Here is a 14,926-nt window from a genome sequence, read left to right as displayed (position 1 = left end):
ATCGAACGACCGGAAGGGAATCATGGGCGCGGGGCACGGACACAGTCATGGCATGTCGGGATCCGCGCAGGCTGTAGGCCCGTCCAGCGGTCGGATCCGCAAGATGTTCATCGCGCTGGCGATCCTCGTAGCATTTCTCATCGTCGAGGCCACGGTGGCGTTGGCGATCAACTCGCTAGGTCTGCTGGCAGATGCCGGTCACATGCTCACCGACGTGCTCGGAATGTCGATGGGACTGATCGCTCTTTTCCTCGCACGCAAGGGGAGCGCCGTCGCCGCTCGGACTTTCGGATGGCACCGCGCCGAAGTCCTCACCGCGATTGCCAATGCAGTCCTGCTGCTCGGTGTCGCGGCGTTCATCATGTACGAGGCCATCGACCGAATCGGCGATGCGCCCGACATCCCCGGGTTGGCGATGATTTTGACGGCCGCGGCCGGTCTCGTAGCCAACCTCGTTGTCATGCTTCTCATTCGTGGCGACGCCAAGGACAGCATCGCGGTACGCGGTGCCTACATGGAGGTCCTCGCCGATGCGGTCGGCAGTGTCGGTGTACTCATCGCCGGTGTGCTTCTGCTGGTGTTCGATTGGACGTGGGCGGACGTCGTCATCGGCGTGCTCATCTCGCTGTGGGTCGTTCCGCGTGCACTCAAGCTGGCCGGGTCCGCGTTGCGCATCCTGACGCAAGCGAGCCCTGGACATGTCGATGTCGAAGCCGTCGAAGCGGATCTCGCTGCACTTCCTGGTGTCGTGGGAGTGCACGATCTCCATATCTGGACGCTCACTACCGGTATGGACGTCGCGACGGTTCACCTCGAGTGCGATGGCTCGGGTTCGGTGCTGCTCCAGCGCGCAAAAGCAGTCCTGGCCACCTACGGTCTCGATCATGCAACCGTTCAGGTCGAGCCGAGTGCTCAGGGCGCTACGTGCAAGGACGAACTCACCTGGTGAAGGTCTGTACTGGGGCGCTCGGTTTCCACAGCCGAACCTTCAACTCGTCCTCGACCAGCTCCGTCAGGACGACCTCGGTGATATCGAGATCGAAGACGTTGTAGCGGGACAGTTCGGGAGGGGCTGCGTCGAATATCTTCTGCAGCGCTTCGGGATCCACGAGTTCGACGGCACGCCCCGAGATTTTCGCGTCGCCACCCTCCATCGACTGATCTCCGGGGTTGGTGTGGATCGCATATCGTGGATCGCGCTGTAGGTCACGCGCTTTGAGGGCATTGAGCATCGAACCCAGTCGCAAGGTTCCATTGTCGAGGAATTCCACCTCGGTGCCGCTTACTCGGGGCGATCCGTCTGCACGGATCGTTGCCAGTACATGATGCTTGTGTGCGCCGAACCTGGCGGAAACGGCCTTCGCCAGCTCTGGTGCCGCGCTCTCGAATTCTCCCCACGTAGCCATGGACACAGTATGCAACTGTGTTGGTCCCACGAGAAAGGGCGCTTACGGCACCAACACCACCTTCCCGATGTTTCGGCGCTCGGTGAGGATTTGGTGCGCCTCCGCCGCACGTTCGAACGGAACGACGTCCGAGACCACCGGCGCGACGGTGCCGTCGTCCATCAGTGCCCGCAGCGGGGTTATCCATGGCTCGAGGGTGCCGCGGTCACAGTTCACCTGGATTGCAGCTCCCTGCTCGAAACTCAGTGTGGCAGGTAGATGCACCGCGTCCTGCTGCCGCACGCAGACCTCCTCGGCATACCCGCCGAACCTGGTCCCGGCAAAAACGCGATCTCCGATCGCGAAATCGGTTACATTCGAGGCGATCTCGGTGACGAGACCGGACACCTCGTAGCCGACGACGCTGGGCAGCGGTGGGGCGTCGGCATACAACCCGAGCCGAGCCATCACGTCGGCAAAGTTCACTCCCACTGCCCGTACCTCGATGCGTAGTGCGCCGGGTGACAGTGTGGGGGAGGGTCTTTGCTGAACCTGAAGGACGTCCGATCCGCCGTTTCGGGTGATGACTATTGCTCGCATGGACAAACGATATCGTGAAAGATCCACGACGGTACCGTAAGTCGTGTTCAGGCCCAGAATCGCATGAGGTAATTGCCGTACTGCGCGTAGATCTCCGGAATTCCGGACAGGCCGAATATCCAATAGATCGCACCGAAGAATGCCGAATTGATAACCGGGACGAACAGGAATGCGACAAGAACGAGAATTCCGTAGCCCTTGAAATTCGCGAGCGCACGACGGGTGTCGTACGCCAGATATGGCTCGAGTGCGGCGTAGCCGTCGAGACCCGGAACCGGGAGCAGATTGAGAATCGTGGCCATAACTTGGAGAAATGCCAGAAAGCTGAGTCCCCACCAGAAGACGAGGTGATCGCCGTTCATCCCCCAAATCCGGATTATCGTTAGGAGCAGAACGGCAGTCAGTGCATTTGCGGTGGGACCGGCCAGCGCGATTCGACGCTGAACTCCGGGCGTAAACATGCCCGAACGCACATAGACAGCGCCGCCGGGCAATCCGATTCCGCCGATGGCGATGAAGATGATCGGGAGCACGACCGACAGGAGCGGGTGTGAATATTTCAGCGGGTTCAGAGTCAAATACCCACGCAATTCCACCTCGCGGTCACCGGCACGGAACGCAGTGAGAGCATGCCCGAACTCGTGCAGGCAGACCGAGACGATCCAACCGGCCAGAACCAGCACGAAGACACCCGCGCGAGCCCACGTCGAGGTCGGCTCGGCCGTCCATGCCAGCGCACCGCCGGCTGCGGCGACGGCGACAACCCCGAGAAATATCGGACTCGGCTTCACCGCACCAGCAACCACTCCTGGTCGTGGCGGTAGAACGTCGAGCGTTCGACCTCGCGGTCACCCGGGACGCCGTCGCGCGTCAGTTGCGCAGCGTTTGCTCCGAGCTGCATTGCGCGGCCGAAAGTCCACCGTCGTTCGAACAATCTACGACGGCCGATGACGCGGCCCTTCAAACCAGGCATCTCGGGCGTCGGCATCACTTCTACACCGGAGACAGTTCCCGAGAAGAGCTTTGTGTCGTCCACGTACGCCTCGCCCTCCAGATCACCGCCGGCGTGACCTTCGACCAACGCTCTTCCTACGATTGCCTTGCCGGCGTCATCACGAATGAGGGGTGTGGGGGTGGCGGTGCCGGTCATTGCCACCTTCGCGGCGCGCGAACCACTTCCGAGTCGGTAGTTGCTGCAGGCCGCGGTCGTCGTCTCGGGGACGAAAGCCAGCTCGATGTGCAGCCGTTCGGTCCGCATGAGTCTGGTCAGCACAGCCGCCAGTGATGCGTCGTCACCCAGAACGATCACCCGCGGATCCAACACTGCTCCAAGCGCCGAAAACAACGTGTCGCATTCGTCGTTGGTGGGGATCTTCGAAGCCGACGTCAACGGAACATCGGTCAATGTGATCGGCAGGAGCGGAGTTCCGCATTGCAGGACGAACGGTGTCACAGTGCTCCCCAGGCGGGCCGGTTGCCGGCCCGCACCTCATCTCGAGTCTTCCGCGTACTTTATGTATCCACCGTAGCGCCACAACGGGCAAGCCGTTGCCTCGGCTAGACTGACGCCCCGGCACTGCCGTGAGCTTGGCAGCACGCTGCAACAGCCACCACTGCACAAGAAGTCACTGCACCAAAAACCACCAGGAGAGCACATGCCGGCGATAGTCCTGATCGGCGCCCAATGGGGCGACGAGGGCAAAGGCAAAGCGACCGATTTGTTCGGCGAGCGACTTCAGTGGGTCGTTCGCTACCAAGGCGGCAACAACGCGGGCCACACGGTGGTGCTCCCCAGCGGCGACAAGTTCGCTCTGCATTTGATTCCGTCGGGCATCTTGACGCCGGGCGTGAAGAACGTGATCGGCAACGGCGTCGTAGTCGACCCCGGTGTGCTGCTGTCCGAACTGGCAGGCCTGGAAGAGCGCGGCGTCGACACCTCTGGCCTGCTACTCAGTGCCGATGCGCACCTGATCATGCCGTACCACGTTGCCATCGACAAGGTAACCGAACGCTTTCTCGGAGCCAAGAAGATCGGCACGACGGGACGCGGTATCGGGCCCTGCTATCAGGACAAGTTCGCCCGAGTCGGCGTCCGCGCGGCCGACGTGCTCGACGAGAAGATTCTCACGCAGAAGGTCGAGGCTGCACTCGAGTTCAAGAATCAGGTGCTGTCGAAAATCTACAACCGGCGCGCACTCGACCCACAACAGGTGGTCGAGGAGGTTCTCGAACAGGCAGAGGGCTTCAAGCACCGGATCTCCGATACGCGACTCGAGTTGAACCTTGCCCTCGAACGCGGTGAGACGATCCTGCTCGAGGGCTCGCAGGGCACGCTGCTCGACGTCGACCATGGCACCTACCCGTACGTGACGTCGTCGAATCCGACGGCAGGCGGCGCAGCCGTCGGGTCCGGCATAGGTCCCAACAAGATCACCACGGTGCTCGGCATCTTGAAGGCGTACACGACACGTGTCGGATCGGGCCCCTTCCCGACCGAGCTGTTCGACAGCTTCGGCGAGTACCTCGCGGAGCAGGGCGGCGAGGTTGGTGTCACGACCGGGCGGGCGCGTCGTACCGGATGGTTCGACGCCGTCATCGCGCGCTACGCAACGCGCGTGAACGGCATCACCGACTACTTCCTGACCAAACTGGATGTGCTCTCGAGTTTGGAGACCGTCCCGATCTGTGTTGCCTACGACGTCGACGGCGTGCGTCACGACGAAATGCCGATGACACAGACCGATTTTCACCACGCCAAGCCGATCTACGAAGAGATGCCCGGATGGTCCGAAGACATCACCGGTGCGCGGACGTTCGAGGAACTGCCGATCAACGCGCAGAACTACGTGCTTCGCCTCGAAGAACTGTCCAAGGCATACATCTCCTGCATCGGTGTCGGTCCCGGTCGGGATGAAACCATCGTGCGTCGGGATATTCTCGGCTAATCTCTTCAGTTCTAGATTATCGGCCCCGAGAGCTCAGGCTCTTGGGGCCGATTTTTTTTATTGCTGCGCGAGCTATTTGAAAACTGCTATTTACCCAATTCGGAGATAATTACCAACGGTAAAATTGTTTGTTCAATAAGAGTCTCATACGCTTCTGGTCTGGACGGGGCACTCGTATGTGCGGGTTCTGGTCGTAATTCGATCACCCGAAGAATGTGACGATTTTCTGGTAAAGAATGGTCGAACAAATCTTTTGGACTTTTAAGTTTGCTTGGGTAACAAACTGGTTAGTCTTGACGACACACAGGTTGCCGCACCGGTTGCGTGGGCCAACCCGAGGCCAACTCGATCCATTCGGATCGCCCCTATCTGGCCTACTCACTGGGCCACACCAGAGAAAGCAGAACGATATGAAAAAATCAACCAAAGGCGCAGTAGCCGCAGGCGCGGCAGCAGTATTGCTGCTCGGCGGTTTGGGATCTTTCGCTCTGTGGCAGGACAAGGAGACGGTGAGTGGCGGAACGATCAACTCCGGCGAGCTTTACTTCGATCCTGTGGTACCGGCAACGGGAACATGGACGGAGACATCAGTGACACCAAACGTCGTTATCGGGCCCGATCCCGCTGGCTTCCTCATCGTGCCGGGTGACGTACTGGTTTACACCACGGATTATGTGGTCACCTCGGCGGGTGACAATCTTTTTGCCAGTATTACTGCAGACTTCGACGTCGTCGGCGGTGCCGGTACGGATCTTGCCGCAGCGCTGGATACCAAGGTGTCAGTAGACGGCGGCCCAGCGTTGACGAACGGGACCGCAGTCCCTCTGGTGCTGAATACCTCGCCGCAGACCATCACGGTTGGTGTGACGATCACCTTCGATGAATTGACCACCGATTTGATCGCGCAGGATGAAACCGTTGACTTGAACGACTTCACCCTCACCCTCGATCAGGTTCGTCCCTGATCAACGATTGAAGTGAACATCAAGTTCGGCCGATACTGGGCCCTCGCAGCCGCGTCCGTCGTCGTGCTGGTCTTCGCATCAGCACAGACGACGGGCGCGTTGTGGCGTGATGAAGCAGTGGTCGCTGGGGGGACCATCACTTCGGGCACTTTGGATATCAAAGTCGGGCCTTCGGGCGCAGAGGTGAACAATTACGTGCTGGCGGCATTGGGATCGACAAATCTCGGACCCAACGGGTACTCGCAGGCACCGCTGTCGATACGAAATTCAGGAAACGTTCCCTTCAACTATCGCCTGCAGGGAACGACACTGACTGGTACGGTGCCACTTTCGCTCACTGCGACAAAAGTGTCGGCGGCGGCAAATTGCCCTACCGTCGGCGCACCTTCCGGGTCCACGACGGCTCTTTTCAGCGGAAATGCACATGGCGCACAGGTTCCTGCGGCACCTGCTGCGCGGCTGCTGGCAGCTGGTGCCAACGAAGTCTGGTGTTTTCGGCTTACTGCGAGCGACGACCCGCCCAAGAGCCAGTCTTCCACGGTGACGTTTTCGTTCAGAGCGGACCAGGTATGAGCACCGACGACACCGACGTCATACCGGTTGTCCGGCCCGAAGAAGCCGAACCTCGCACCGGTGTGTGGTGGTGGGTGACTCGCATAGTGTCGTACACCCTTCTTGCCGCAACCTTGTTCGTTCTTGCGGTCACCGTCATCATTCCGCGAATCAGCGGCTCGACGCCGTACACAGTGTTGACCAGTTCGATGCGGCCGACGTATCCACCCGGAGCGTTGGTGGTGATCAAACCCGCCGAGGCTGGCGAGCTGGTCGTCGGAACCGCTGTCACCTATCAGATTCGCTCGGGTGAACCCGATGTCGTCACACACCGGATCGTGGCGACTCAGCAGAGCGGTGGGGGTGACACGACCTACATCACGCGCGGGGACAACAATGGCTCCGACGATGAGAATCCGGTGCAGATCGGCCAGATTCGCGGCAAAGTGTGGTACTCGGTTCCGTACATGGGCTACGTCAACAACTGGCTCAACGGTGAACAGCGAAAGATCACGGTGACGATCATCGTGATCGGGCTTGCGGGGTACGCGCTCTACATGTTCGGTAGCGCAGGAATGGAGCACCGCAACAAGCGGAAGGCAGCTGGAGCGCCATGACAGGCAACGTGTCGGTCTGCTGGGTCGCTGGGCTCTCTACCTTGGCGATCGTCCTGCTTATCGGAGCCGGTCCGAGCCGACCAGCTCAAAGTATCGGCTACAGCAGCGACGGCGAGGAGTGGTCGAAGTCTCTTCCCGATCCGTTGTTCGACCGGGATATTCGATGGGTTCCCGGGGATCGACGCAGTTCGGAGTTCCACGTCTTCAACGACACCGAGGAGGATGGTCGCCTGGTCCTGTTCGTGGAAAGCCCCAACCTCGCATTCCGGGAGGCGTTGACACTGTCCGTCGAGGGTGGGGATCAGGAAACACGGTGTACGCACATTTCGGTGCCGGCCCATGAAAAACGCTCGGTCAGAACAACTCTAGGCATGGCCAACAATGCTGGAAACGAAACACAAGATGCAGCAGCGGGTATCGATCTCGTCGTCCAATGGGATAACGAAAGTAACGAGGTATGCCTCGTGTCGGCACTTTCGAGCGCGGTCGATGAACAGGAAGAGGCTCAGCCCTGATGGTGCGCAAGAGTGGCGAGTTCGACCCGTCGGACGCAGTGCGGCGAGTCTGCCATGCCCTCGTCAGTGCTCGGGCCCGTGCGATCATGTCGATCGGAATCGCCCTAGGTCTCGGAGCAGTAGGAACCCTGGCTGCATGGTCGGACACCTCGGTGGCGACGTCCGGGCAATTCAAGACGGGCACGATCGACATCATGCTCGACGGCGTGGACAACAACCCGGCATCTATCTCGACGGGACTGAAGAAGGCCGCAATGCTGCCCGGTGACGCGGTTTCCGCATCGTTCGTCGTGCAGAACCAGGGCTCGGTCGTGTTCAGCTACACAATTGGAGCCTCGATGACGGACGCGCCCTTCGGTCAATTGCTGGTACTCGAGGCATACGCCGGTACAACGTGCACGGGCACCGTGCTCGGGACTCGAACCGGTCTCACTACCTCCACACAGCCGTTCGTGGTCACTGGTACGACCCCACTGACACGTCCGAACGTGGCGGCGAAAGTTGGAGCGACACCAGGTGCAGACCCACTGTGTATTTCGGTCACGATGCCCTCGAGCGCGATCTTGCCCGGAACGGTGCGGACTGGAACGATCTCGCTCACTTTCACTGCGACGTCCACATGAGCGGGCCTGCCATGACACATGAGATCGACGGACCTTCCTCGAAGGTGTCCGCCACCCCCCGACGTGTTCTGCGCGAAATCTTGCTTACGGTCGGTGCTATCAGCGGGCTGGTGTGCATCGGGATTGCGCTGGCTGCGGCGATTTTCGGTATCACGCCTCTGGTGTTTCGCTCCGGGTCGATGTCGCCGGCAATCGACACCGGCGCGCTTGCTTTTGCGAAAAGTACGCCTGCAACGGAACTCGAAGTCGGTGCCGTCGTCTCGGTGACGAATGCGAGCGGGGATCGGGTAACTCACCGCATCGAAACCATCGAAGTCGTGACGGGTAACAGCGCTACCCTCGTCCTCCGGGGCGACGCCAACGCAGACGTCGATTCCGAGCCCTATGTCGTCAGCGATGCGGATCGAATTCTGTTCAGTGTGAACAGGCTTGGATACGTCGCCACCTGGTTGTCCGGGCCGGTCGCGGTATTCGCCGGAGGTGTGCTCGTAGGTGTACTGCTGATGGTTGCATGGCGCCCGGGTGGCCTGCAGCGGACATCGAGAGTCGATCCAGAGGTGAACGATGAACCCGCCGAATAGATCACCCTTGCGCTGTGCGCTGGAATCACTGACGAGCACCCGCGTCCGTATCCTGCTCACTCTTGGCATCGTCCTCGGGCTCGGCACGGTCGGCACGATGGCCGTGTGGACCGACAACTCGACGGCAACCTCCGGAACCTTCAGCACCGGAACCGTCAGTTTGCTGATCAACAACGCCAACCCGTACAACTTCACCAGCTTGACGCTTGCGAGCATGTTGCCCGGTGAAAGCAGGGCGGCCATCCTGCAGGTTCAGAACAAAGGCTCGGTTCCGTTGAAATACAGCATGAGTGCGACGACGCCCGCTGGAAGTCCAGCACTCACCGGGTTCCTGCAGGTCACCATCTTCCCGGGCGCCTCGCCCACCAACACCACGACCAATGGCATGCGGACCGGGGGTTGCACGGGCACGCAGGTGGGGCAGGCGACGCTTGCAGCCGGTGCCTCGGTCAATCTCATCACCACCGTCCGCGAACTTGCGGCGACGACAGGGGTGGACGACCTGTGCGTCGTTGCCAAACTGTCTGCGACGGCGCCGACCACGGTGCAGAACCAGACGCTGAGCGCGGTCACCTTCAACTTCTCCGCGACGACAGTGTGAGGTCGAGATGAATATGCAAGCGAGTGTAGCGAGTCGGAGTCCGGGGCAGGGTCCCCGCAGGGCTGCCCTGACCCTCGCCGCAGTCGTCGGTGTAGTTGTCGGATTCACGGTCCTGGCGTCACTGACTTTCGGGGTCAAGGCGCTCGTCTTCCAATCCGGCTCCATGTCGCCGACCATCGAGACTGGTGCACTTGCTCTTGCCCACTCCGTACCCGCCGCCGATATTCGCCTCGGCGATGTGATCGGTGTCGAGGATGCAGGTGGCAGCCGAATCACTCACCGGGTGGTCGGTATCGACTTCAGCTCCGGTGACGCCAGAGAAGTTCGTCTTCGGGGAGATGCCAACCAGCAAGCAGACCTCGAACCGTATGCGATCACGTCAGCAGAGCGAATCTTCTTCCATGTGAACGGATTGGGTTACGTTCTCGTCTGGCTCTCGAACCCGTTTGTCGCTGCGGCCGGCATCCTGGGTGTAGCCCTAGCGCTGTCGACCACCTTTGGGTCGAGTAATCGACGGCGAAATGCTCTCCTAGACAGTCGATCTCGTGACAAGGTTTCCGGGTTCGAGCCGACCAACCCCGTGCAGGGATCGGCCAAGATTCTGCGCCGCAGCCCCCTCGTCTTGGCTTTGGTACTCCTGACGGCCGTCGGCACCGCAGACGTATCGGGCACCAGTGCCGCCCTCACTGCCGCGGCAGCTGCGAAGAGTGGTGCGTTCGGTTCGAAGGCAGCCTTCGTGCCCGCAATCAATACTCCGGTGATCGGGGGCGGAGGTAACTTCGTCAACTGCGAGTCCGACAGTTTCTATGTGGTCCGGGTGAGTTGGGCGCACCTCGGTGACCCGTACACCTATAAGGTTGCTTTGCGAACGGACACTGTCCCGCCCGAGATCTATACGACCTTCAACGTGACTCCGCCAGCGGGTACCGCTGCAGGGGCCACCGTCAGCACCACTTACGGGGCGTTCCCAGTTACGTCTTTTGGTGACTTGAACTACAACTTCGAAATCCATACCGTTCTGCCATCTTCCGGTGCAGTGTCCTCCGCATGGCGGGGAACAATCATCCACCGGCCGGGTTTGGGAACACGGGCCCGGTGCGGACGGTGGACCTCGACCGGCAAGGTGGTGGATGTATCCGGAGACAATCCAGTGCCGGCCAACAGTCCAGCAATGGCCGGGGCGCAGCGTCATTCTCTCGATCCCGAGCAGACCAGCGAAGTCGCACCGACGACTCCGCCCGATGCAGTGTCGACAACTGATCAGCCGTCGACGACCCAGCCGACAACTGATGAGCCGACAACGACCGCGCCGGCCGCACCTGGTGAGACGAGCACTACCTCGCCGGACCCGACAGCACCGACCGTCCCACCGATAGCGCCTGCGCCGACGGAGGAGCCGCTCACTTCTCCCGTCGGGTCGTCGTCCGGCAATTACATGGCACAGGTCGTCCAATCGGAGACCGGACCCAGCGCCGTGATCAGGAACGGGGACACCGAGGTGTACCGCACCAGTGTCTCGGCCGAGGACACCGTGGGATGGGTGCCGGGCACCGATGTGCTGCAGATTGTGACGGAGAGCGGCACGTGGACGGTCTCCAACTCCTCCGGCGTGTGGGTCAAGACCGCGGTCGTACCGACCCCGGCGGCGCCGCCTGTGCCCGCTCCGGGTCAGACACCGACGGTGGAACAGGTGCCGGAGGAACGGGCACCTTCGACCGAGTCTGGGCCTGCCTGAAGATCACCCGGTGGGGCCGCAGTGCATCCAACAGAGAGTGCTTGCTGGGTAGAAAACGAATATGTTCGATTCGGCTTCCAGGAACATCGAAAAGGGTGGACAATGATGGGCAATTAATGCGACGGAAGGTCGGTCGATGCCCACTACATATTGCGGTCTCGAAGTGTTCGGCTATCAATTCGATCGCTTTGCTTACGAGCATCCTTGGATCGGCGAACAGGTCGGCGATTTCATGCTCGGTCCCGGTGGCGGAGGAATGCTCGAATACCGAAACGCGACGGTTTTCGCACTCCCCGAGGGTGGTGCCTACGAAGTGCACGGCGAGATACTTGCCTACTACCTGAAGCACAGCGGCCCCTACGGTCCACTGGGTTACCCGATCAGCAACGAAAAGCCCACGCCCACGGGTTATGGACGCTACAACCTTTTCGAGCGCGGATCGATCGGTTGGCTGCCGGAGACGGGCGCCTTCATTATCGGTGGCCGAAGCGAAGGAGAGGCGACGCCACCGGGTTCCGAGGCAGAGAATATGTCTTCCGCTGATGTACCCGCGGATTCGATCTCGATTCCGGCCTGAAAGATACCGCCTGATTCTTTTCCGGTCGAAATTCGAGCCCGACGGATTGATTCATCCAATTCGACTGAATAGTAAACTTGCGGAATCGTTTACCCGACTATTGGTTGAATCTGCACTCGTACGCAACTTTTCTCACTCCCGCGCGGTCAGAAGAGTGTGGGCTCCCCGAACCCCGTAACACCCTCGATCGACAGAATCTTCTCCTTGGTGCTCGCCCCGTCCGGTGCGGAGAATCCGCCGACCTCGCACCCAGCGCCGAGGACGCGGTGGCACGGAATGACGATCGGCACCGGGTTACGGCCCAATGCTCCGCCCACTGCCTGCGCGGCACCTGGCTGCCCGAGCCGAGCAGCGAGCGCCCCGCGGAACTTCCGGTTCGCCGAAGCCATGCAGGTATTCAGAGAGTGCGTCATCCGATTCCGGTAATCCGATTCCGGCAATCCGACGGCGGTGGTGCCGGCGTCGGACCAGGCCAGACCACACCTCCCGAGGGCGGTGTCGAAGAGTGCGTAGGCCACCCCTCCAGTATGAACCAGTCCACTGGAAGGGTTGTTGGATTTGATTCCAGATGCCAGTGGGCGAATACTCGAGCGATGGCTACGAGGGTTCTCCATGCGACATCGCTGGCACGCGATCTAGGACGCTGGCGCACGGATGTCGATGACGGGTCCAGTAGGCGTCGGACGTCCCGGCCGACCTACCGGGCGCTCGCCGACGGCGTCCGACTCCTCATTCACGACGGGCGGATCCCGCTCGGGGTGGGTCTGCCGAGTGAACGGGACCTCTCCGTTGCGCTCGAGCTGAGCCGCACCACGATCACCTCTTCGTACGCAGTCCTTCGTGAGGAGGGTTATCTCATCAGCAAGCAGGGCGCACGCAGCACGGTCGCCCTTCCTGATGCGGCGCGCCCCAACGGCATCCTCCTCCAGACGAAATCGTCGAGCGGGCCGGTGGTGGACATGAGTCATGCTGCGATGGCCGCCCCCACCGAGGCAATGTTGGGGGCGTACAGCTCTGCGCTGCAAGCACTTCCGACGTACTTGTCCACACACGGCATGGAGCCGATCGGTCTTGCGGTGCTACGGGAGGCAATTGCTCGACGGTTCACCGAGCGGGGCCTCGCGACAACCCCCGACCAGATCATGGTCACCTCTGGAGCGCAGCAGGCCCTCGGGTTGTTGTTGGGCACGTTGACCTCGCCGGGAGATCGCGTGCTGATCGATCATCCGACGTACCCCAACGCACTGGAGGCGATCCGGCGCATCGGCGCGCGCCCGGTCCCGGTGCCGATCCGCCCTGACGACGATGCCTGGGATCTGGAAGGTATCCGCAGTGCGGCCAGGCAGACCGCGTCGAAAGTCGCGTACATGATCCTGGACTACCACAATCCGACGGGAAGGTGCTTGGACGCCGATGGCCGTGCCGAACTCGCGCGGATCGCCCGCGACACGTCGATGACACTGATCGTCGACGAGACGATGGTGGACCTGTGGCTCGACAGCCCACCGCCACCACCGGTCGCGTCGTTCGGTCGGGTGTCCGGGACCGATATCGTCACGATCGGTTCGGCGTCCAAGTCGTATTGGGGTGGTCTGCGCATCGGATGGATTCGAGCTAATCCGTCGCTGATCAGTCAGCTTGCGGGCTCGCGCGCCGCGCACGATCTGGGTACTTCGATCATGGATCAGCTAGCCGCAGGTTTTCTTCTCGAGGATGCGGATGCGATTCTCGAGACCAGAAGGATGCAACTGCGAGAGCGTCGTAGGGTCTTGGAAGACGCTATTGCCGAACATCTTCCGGGCTGGCGTTACCGTCGTTCGACGGGTGGAATGTCGTTGTGGTTGCAGATTCCCGCGCCCGTATCGAGTGCGTTGGCTGCGACTGCGCCTGCGTTCGGGGCGGTACTGGCGGCAGGCCCGCGCTTCGGTGTCGAGGGTGCTTTCGAACGCTTCCTTCGGATGCCGTACACCCGCGAACCTGCCGAGCTCGCCGCAGCGGTCACAGCCACTGCGGCGGCGTACCGGGCGTTGGCCCCCTCTGTCGAGGGTCAACAACCGGCGCTCGTTTTCTGAGCGAGAAAGGTTCAGCGCCAGAGTGTCTCGACGTCCGATGCGGTCGACGGGGGAGCGGTCGGGGTGCCGTTCGGGGTGCGTGAGAAACGCGGTGCCGGGCGATGCTGAGTGACGCCGTCGACCTCGATGAGCGTGCCCCGATCCTTCAGGTGCCGCTGCTCGGGAGCTTCGGCGAATGTCAGGACCGGTGAGACGCACGCGTCGGTGCCGTCGAAAATCGCAGTCCACTCGTCGCGCTTTTTGGATTTGAAGGTGGCAGTGAAAAGTTCACGCATCTCAGGCCAGCGGTCCCGCTCACCCTGACCTGGGGTCGTGGCCGGATCGAGCTCGAGCAGCCTGAGCATCTCGGCGAAGAACTGCGGTTCCAGCGCGCCGACGGCCATGTACTTTCCGTCGGAAGTCTCATAGGTGTCGTAGAAGGGAAATCCGGTGTCGAGCATGTTGACCCCACGCTCGTCGGACCAGGCTCCGATGCCGCGTAGGCCCCAGATCATGTGCGAGAGTGCGGCGGTGCCGTCGACCATCGCCGCGTCGACGACCTGGCCCTTGCCCGAGGTCTGGCGTTCGAACAGTGCAGCCAGAATGCCGAAGATCAAGAACATCGATCCGCCGCCGAAATCACCGACCATGTTCAGCGGTGGCACGGGGCGCTCACCCTTGCGCCCGATCGCGTTCAGGACACCGGTGACGGAGATGTAGTTGATGTCGTGGCCGGCGGCCGCGGACCACGGACCTTCCTGTCCCCACCCTGTCATTCGGCCGTACACGAGACGTGGGTTACGGGCGAGGACATCCTCCGGCCCCAGGCCGAGACGCTCGGTGACGCCGGGACGGAAACCTTCGATCAGGACGTCGGCACGCTCGAGCAGGCCGAGGACTTTCTCGATGTCGGCCGGGTCCTTGAGGTTTGCTTCGACGATAGTTCGGCTACGGAGTTGCTGATCGTGTTCGGCGATCTGCCCGGCGCGTTGCACTCGGACGACGTCGGCACCGAGATCCGCCAACAGCAGCGCCGCGTGCGGCCCCGGTCCGATTCCAGCAAGTTCTACGACGCGAAGCCCCGTGAGTGGTCCACCGCTACTCGACACATTTCCTCGTTCCGATCAGGTCGGCTCGTTCGGCAGGCCGACTGGGTGTCTGGAGGTTAACTTGTGCTTG

The 14,926-nt window shown here is 61.5% G+C and carries 18 protein-coding genes; 12 read left to right on the top strand and 6 right to left on the bottom strand.

Annotation, left to right across the window (positions count from 1 at the left end):
* Nucleotides 1-22 precede the first annotated feature (22 nt).
* A complete protein-coding gene (locus BJI47_RS13260) occupies nucleotides 23-949 on the top strand; it encodes a cation diffusion facilitator family transporter (protein WP_088944259.1) in 927 nt (308 codons plus the stop codon).
* Here the strand turns inward: BJI47_RS13260 and BJI47_RS13255 are convergent.
* From BJI47_RS13255 to BJI47_RS13240, 4 genes are read right to left on the bottom strand one after another with little or no spacing between them, the layout of a single operon-like run.
* Nucleotides 939-1,406 (bottom strand): pyridoxamine 5'-phosphate oxidase family protein, encoded by a 468-nt coding sequence (locus BJI47_RS13255; RefSeq protein WP_088944155.1) that lies wholly within the window; start codon nucleotides 1,404-1,406, stop codon nucleotides 939-941. The two genes, BJI47_RS13260 and BJI47_RS13255, sit on opposite strands and share 11 nt — an antisense overlap.
* A gap of 42 nt (nucleotides 1,407-1,448) precedes the next feature.
* Nucleotides 1,449-1,985, bottom strand: coding sequence for a zinc-binding dehydrogenase (locus BJI47_RS13250; RefSeq protein ID WP_088944154.1), 537 nt, complete (start codon nucleotides 1,983-1,985; stop codon nucleotides 1,449-1,451).
* 47 nt (nucleotides 1,986-2,032) lie between these two features.
* The gene (locus BJI47_RS13245; protein WP_254900582.1) at nucleotides 2,033-2,776 is read right to left on the bottom strand and encodes a site-2 protease family protein; all 744 of its coding nucleotides are present in this window, start codon (nucleotides 2,774-2,776) and stop codon (nucleotides 2,033-2,035) included.
* Nucleotides 2,773-3,438 carry a hypothetical protein gene (locus BJI47_RS13240; RefSeq protein WP_176224841.1) on the bottom strand — a complete coding sequence of 222 codons (666 nt, stop codon included), beginning with the start codon at nucleotides 3,436-3,438 and terminating at the stop codon, nucleotides 2,773-2,775. The genes BJI47_RS13245 and BJI47_RS13240 overlap by 4 nt, the downstream gene beginning before the upstream one ends.
* 202 nt (nucleotides 3,439-3,640) lie before the next feature.
* Here BJI47_RS13240 and BJI47_RS13235 point away from each other — a divergent pair, with 202 nt between their 5' ends.
* The 10 genes from BJI47_RS13235 (at nucleotide 3,641) to BJI47_RS13195 (ending at nucleotide 11,696) form a co-directional block, all read left to right on the top strand.
* Nucleotides 3,641-4,930 (top strand): adenylosuccinate synthase, encoded by a 1,290-nt coding sequence (locus BJI47_RS13235; protein WP_088944151.1) that lies wholly within the window; start codon nucleotides 3,641-3,643, stop codon nucleotides 4,928-4,930.
* A 410-nt stretch (nucleotides 4,931-5,340) separates the two neighbouring features.
* Nucleotides 5,341-5,895, top strand: a complete 555-nt coding sequence (locus tag BJI47_RS13230; protein WP_088944150.1) for an alternate-type signal peptide domain-containing protein — start codon at nucleotides 5,341-5,343, stop codon at nucleotides 5,893-5,895.
* Nucleotides 5,896-5,907: 12 nt separating this feature from the next.
* Nucleotides 5,908-6,468, top strand: a complete 561-nt coding sequence (locus BJI47_RS13225; RefSeq protein WP_254900581.1) for a hypothetical protein — start codon at nucleotides 5,908-5,910, stop codon at nucleotides 6,466-6,468.
* Complete coding sequence (locus BJI47_RS13220; protein WP_088944149.1) at nucleotides 6,465-7,064, top strand: signal peptidase I; 600 nt, start codon at nucleotides 6,465-6,467, stop codon at nucleotides 7,062-7,064. Before BJI47_RS13225 ends, BJI47_RS13220 begins: the two co-directional genes overlap by 4 nt.
* Nucleotides 7,061-7,579 (top strand): hypothetical protein, encoded by a 519-nt coding sequence (locus BJI47_RS13215; RefSeq protein WP_088944148.1) that lies wholly within the window; start codon nucleotides 7,061-7,063, stop codon nucleotides 7,577-7,579. The genes BJI47_RS13220 and BJI47_RS13215 overlap by 4 nt, the downstream gene beginning before the upstream one ends.
* Nucleotides 7,579-8,202, top strand: a complete 624-nt coding sequence (locus BJI47_RS13210) for a TasA family protein (RefSeq protein ID WP_088944147.1) — start codon at nucleotides 7,579-7,581, stop codon at nucleotides 8,200-8,202. The genes BJI47_RS13215 and BJI47_RS13210 overlap by 1 nt, the downstream gene beginning before the upstream one ends.
* 11 nt (nucleotides 8,203-8,213) lie before the next feature.
* The gene (locus tag BJI47_RS24115) at nucleotides 8,214-8,783 is read left to right on the top strand and encodes a signal peptidase I (protein ID WP_176224840.1); all 570 of its coding nucleotides are present in this window, start codon (nucleotides 8,214-8,216) and stop codon (nucleotides 8,781-8,783) included.
* Nucleotides 8,767-9,384, top strand: coding sequence for a SipW-dependent-type signal peptide-containing protein (locus BJI47_RS24110; RefSeq protein WP_176224839.1), 618 nt, complete (start codon nucleotides 8,767-8,769; stop codon nucleotides 9,382-9,384). The genes BJI47_RS24115 and BJI47_RS24110 overlap by 17 nt, the downstream gene beginning before the upstream one ends.
* Nucleotides 9,385-9,397: 13 nt before the next feature.
* On the top strand, nucleotides 9,398-11,119 hold the full coding sequence (locus tag BJI47_RS13200) for a signal peptidase I (protein ID WP_176224838.1): 1,722 nt from the start codon (nucleotides 9,398-9,400) through the stop codon (nucleotides 11,117-11,119).
* Between the two features lie 136 nt (nucleotides 11,120-11,255).
* The gene (locus tag BJI47_RS13195) at nucleotides 11,256-11,696 is read left to right on the top strand and encodes an LGFP repeat-containing protein (protein ID WP_088944145.1); all 441 of its coding nucleotides are present in this window, start codon (nucleotides 11,256-11,258) and stop codon (nucleotides 11,694-11,696) included.
* 146 nt (nucleotides 11,697-11,842) lie between these two features.
* Here the strand turns inward: BJI47_RS13195 and BJI47_RS13190 are convergent, their stop codons facing one another.
* Entirely contained in the window at nucleotides 11,843-12,214 is a 372-nt protein-coding gene (locus BJI47_RS13190; protein ID WP_088944144.1) for a methylated-DNA--[protein]-cysteine S-methyltransferase, read from the bottom strand.
* A 75-nt stretch (nucleotides 12,215-12,289) separates the two neighbouring features.
* Between BJI47_RS13190 and BJI47_RS13185 the strand changes: the two genes are divergently transcribed.
* A complete protein-coding gene (locus BJI47_RS13185) occupies nucleotides 12,290-13,768 on the top strand; it encodes a PLP-dependent aminotransferase family protein (RefSeq protein WP_088944143.1) in 1,479 nt (492 codons plus the stop codon).
* 11 nt (nucleotides 13,769-13,779) lie between these two features.
* On the opposite strand, the gene BJI47_RS13180 is transcribed toward BJI47_RS13185, so the two are convergent.
* A complete protein-coding gene (locus tag BJI47_RS13180) occupies nucleotides 13,780-14,856 on the bottom strand; it encodes a CaiB/BaiF CoA-transferase family protein (RefSeq protein WP_088944142.1) in 1,077 nt (358 codons plus the stop codon).
* Nucleotides 14,857-14,926 lie beyond the last annotated feature (70 nt).

This window comes from Rhodococcus sp. 1168 (genome assembly GCF_002091955.1).
Classification (GTDB): Bacteria; Actinomycetota; Actinomycetes; order Mycobacteriales; family Mycobacteriaceae; genus Rhodococcoides.
This window is presented reverse-complemented; position numbering and strand designations above follow the sequence as displayed.

Coding starts and splice junctions, on each gene's coding strand:
- BJI47_RS13260 (WP_088944259.1), top strand. CDS start 23: ATGGGCGCGGGGCACGGACACAGTCATGGCATGTCGGGATCCGCGCAG.
- BJI47_RS13255 (WP_088944155.1), bottom strand. CDS start 1,406: ATGGCTACGTGGGGAGAATTCGAGAGCGCGGCACCAGAGCTGGCGAAG.
- BJI47_RS13250 (WP_088944154.1), bottom strand. CDS start 1,985: ATGCGAGCAATAGTCATCACCCGAAACGGCGGATCGGACGTCCTTCAG.
- BJI47_RS13235 (WP_088944151.1), top strand. CDS start 3,641: ATGCCGGCGATAGTCCTGATCGGCGCCCAATGGGGCGACGAGGGCAAA.
- BJI47_RS13230 (WP_088944150.1), top strand. CDS start 5,341: ATGAAAAAATCAACCAAAGGCGCAGTAGCCGCAGGCGCGGCAGCAGTA.
- BJI47_RS13220 (WP_088944149.1), top strand. CDS start 6,465: ATGAGCACCGACGACACCGACGTCATACCGGTTGTCCGGCCCGAAGAA.
- BJI47_RS13215 (WP_088944148.1), top strand. CDS start 7,061: ATGACAGGCAACGTGTCGGTCTGCTGGGTCGCTGGGCTCTCTACCTTG.
- BJI47_RS13210 (WP_088944147.1), top strand. CDS start 7,579: ATGGTGCGCAAGAGTGGCGAGTTCGACCCGTCGGACGCAGTGCGGCGA.
- BJI47_RS24115 (WP_176224840.1), top strand. CDS start 8,214: ATGACACATGAGATCGACGGACCTTCCTCGAAGGTGTCCGCCACCCCC.
- BJI47_RS24110 (WP_176224839.1), top strand. CDS start 8,767: ATGAACCCGCCGAATAGATCACCCTTGCGCTGTGCGCTGGAATCACTG.
- BJI47_RS13200 (WP_176224838.1), top strand. CDS start 9,398: ATGCAAGCGAGTGTAGCGAGTCGGAGTCCGGGGCAGGGTCCCCGCAGG.
- BJI47_RS13195 (WP_088944145.1), top strand. CDS start 11,256: ATGCCCACTACATATTGCGGTCTCGAAGTGTTCGGCTATCAATTCGAT.
- BJI47_RS13185 (WP_088944143.1), top strand. CDS start 12,290: ATGGCTACGAGGGTTCTCCATGCGACATCGCTGGCACGCGATCTAGGA.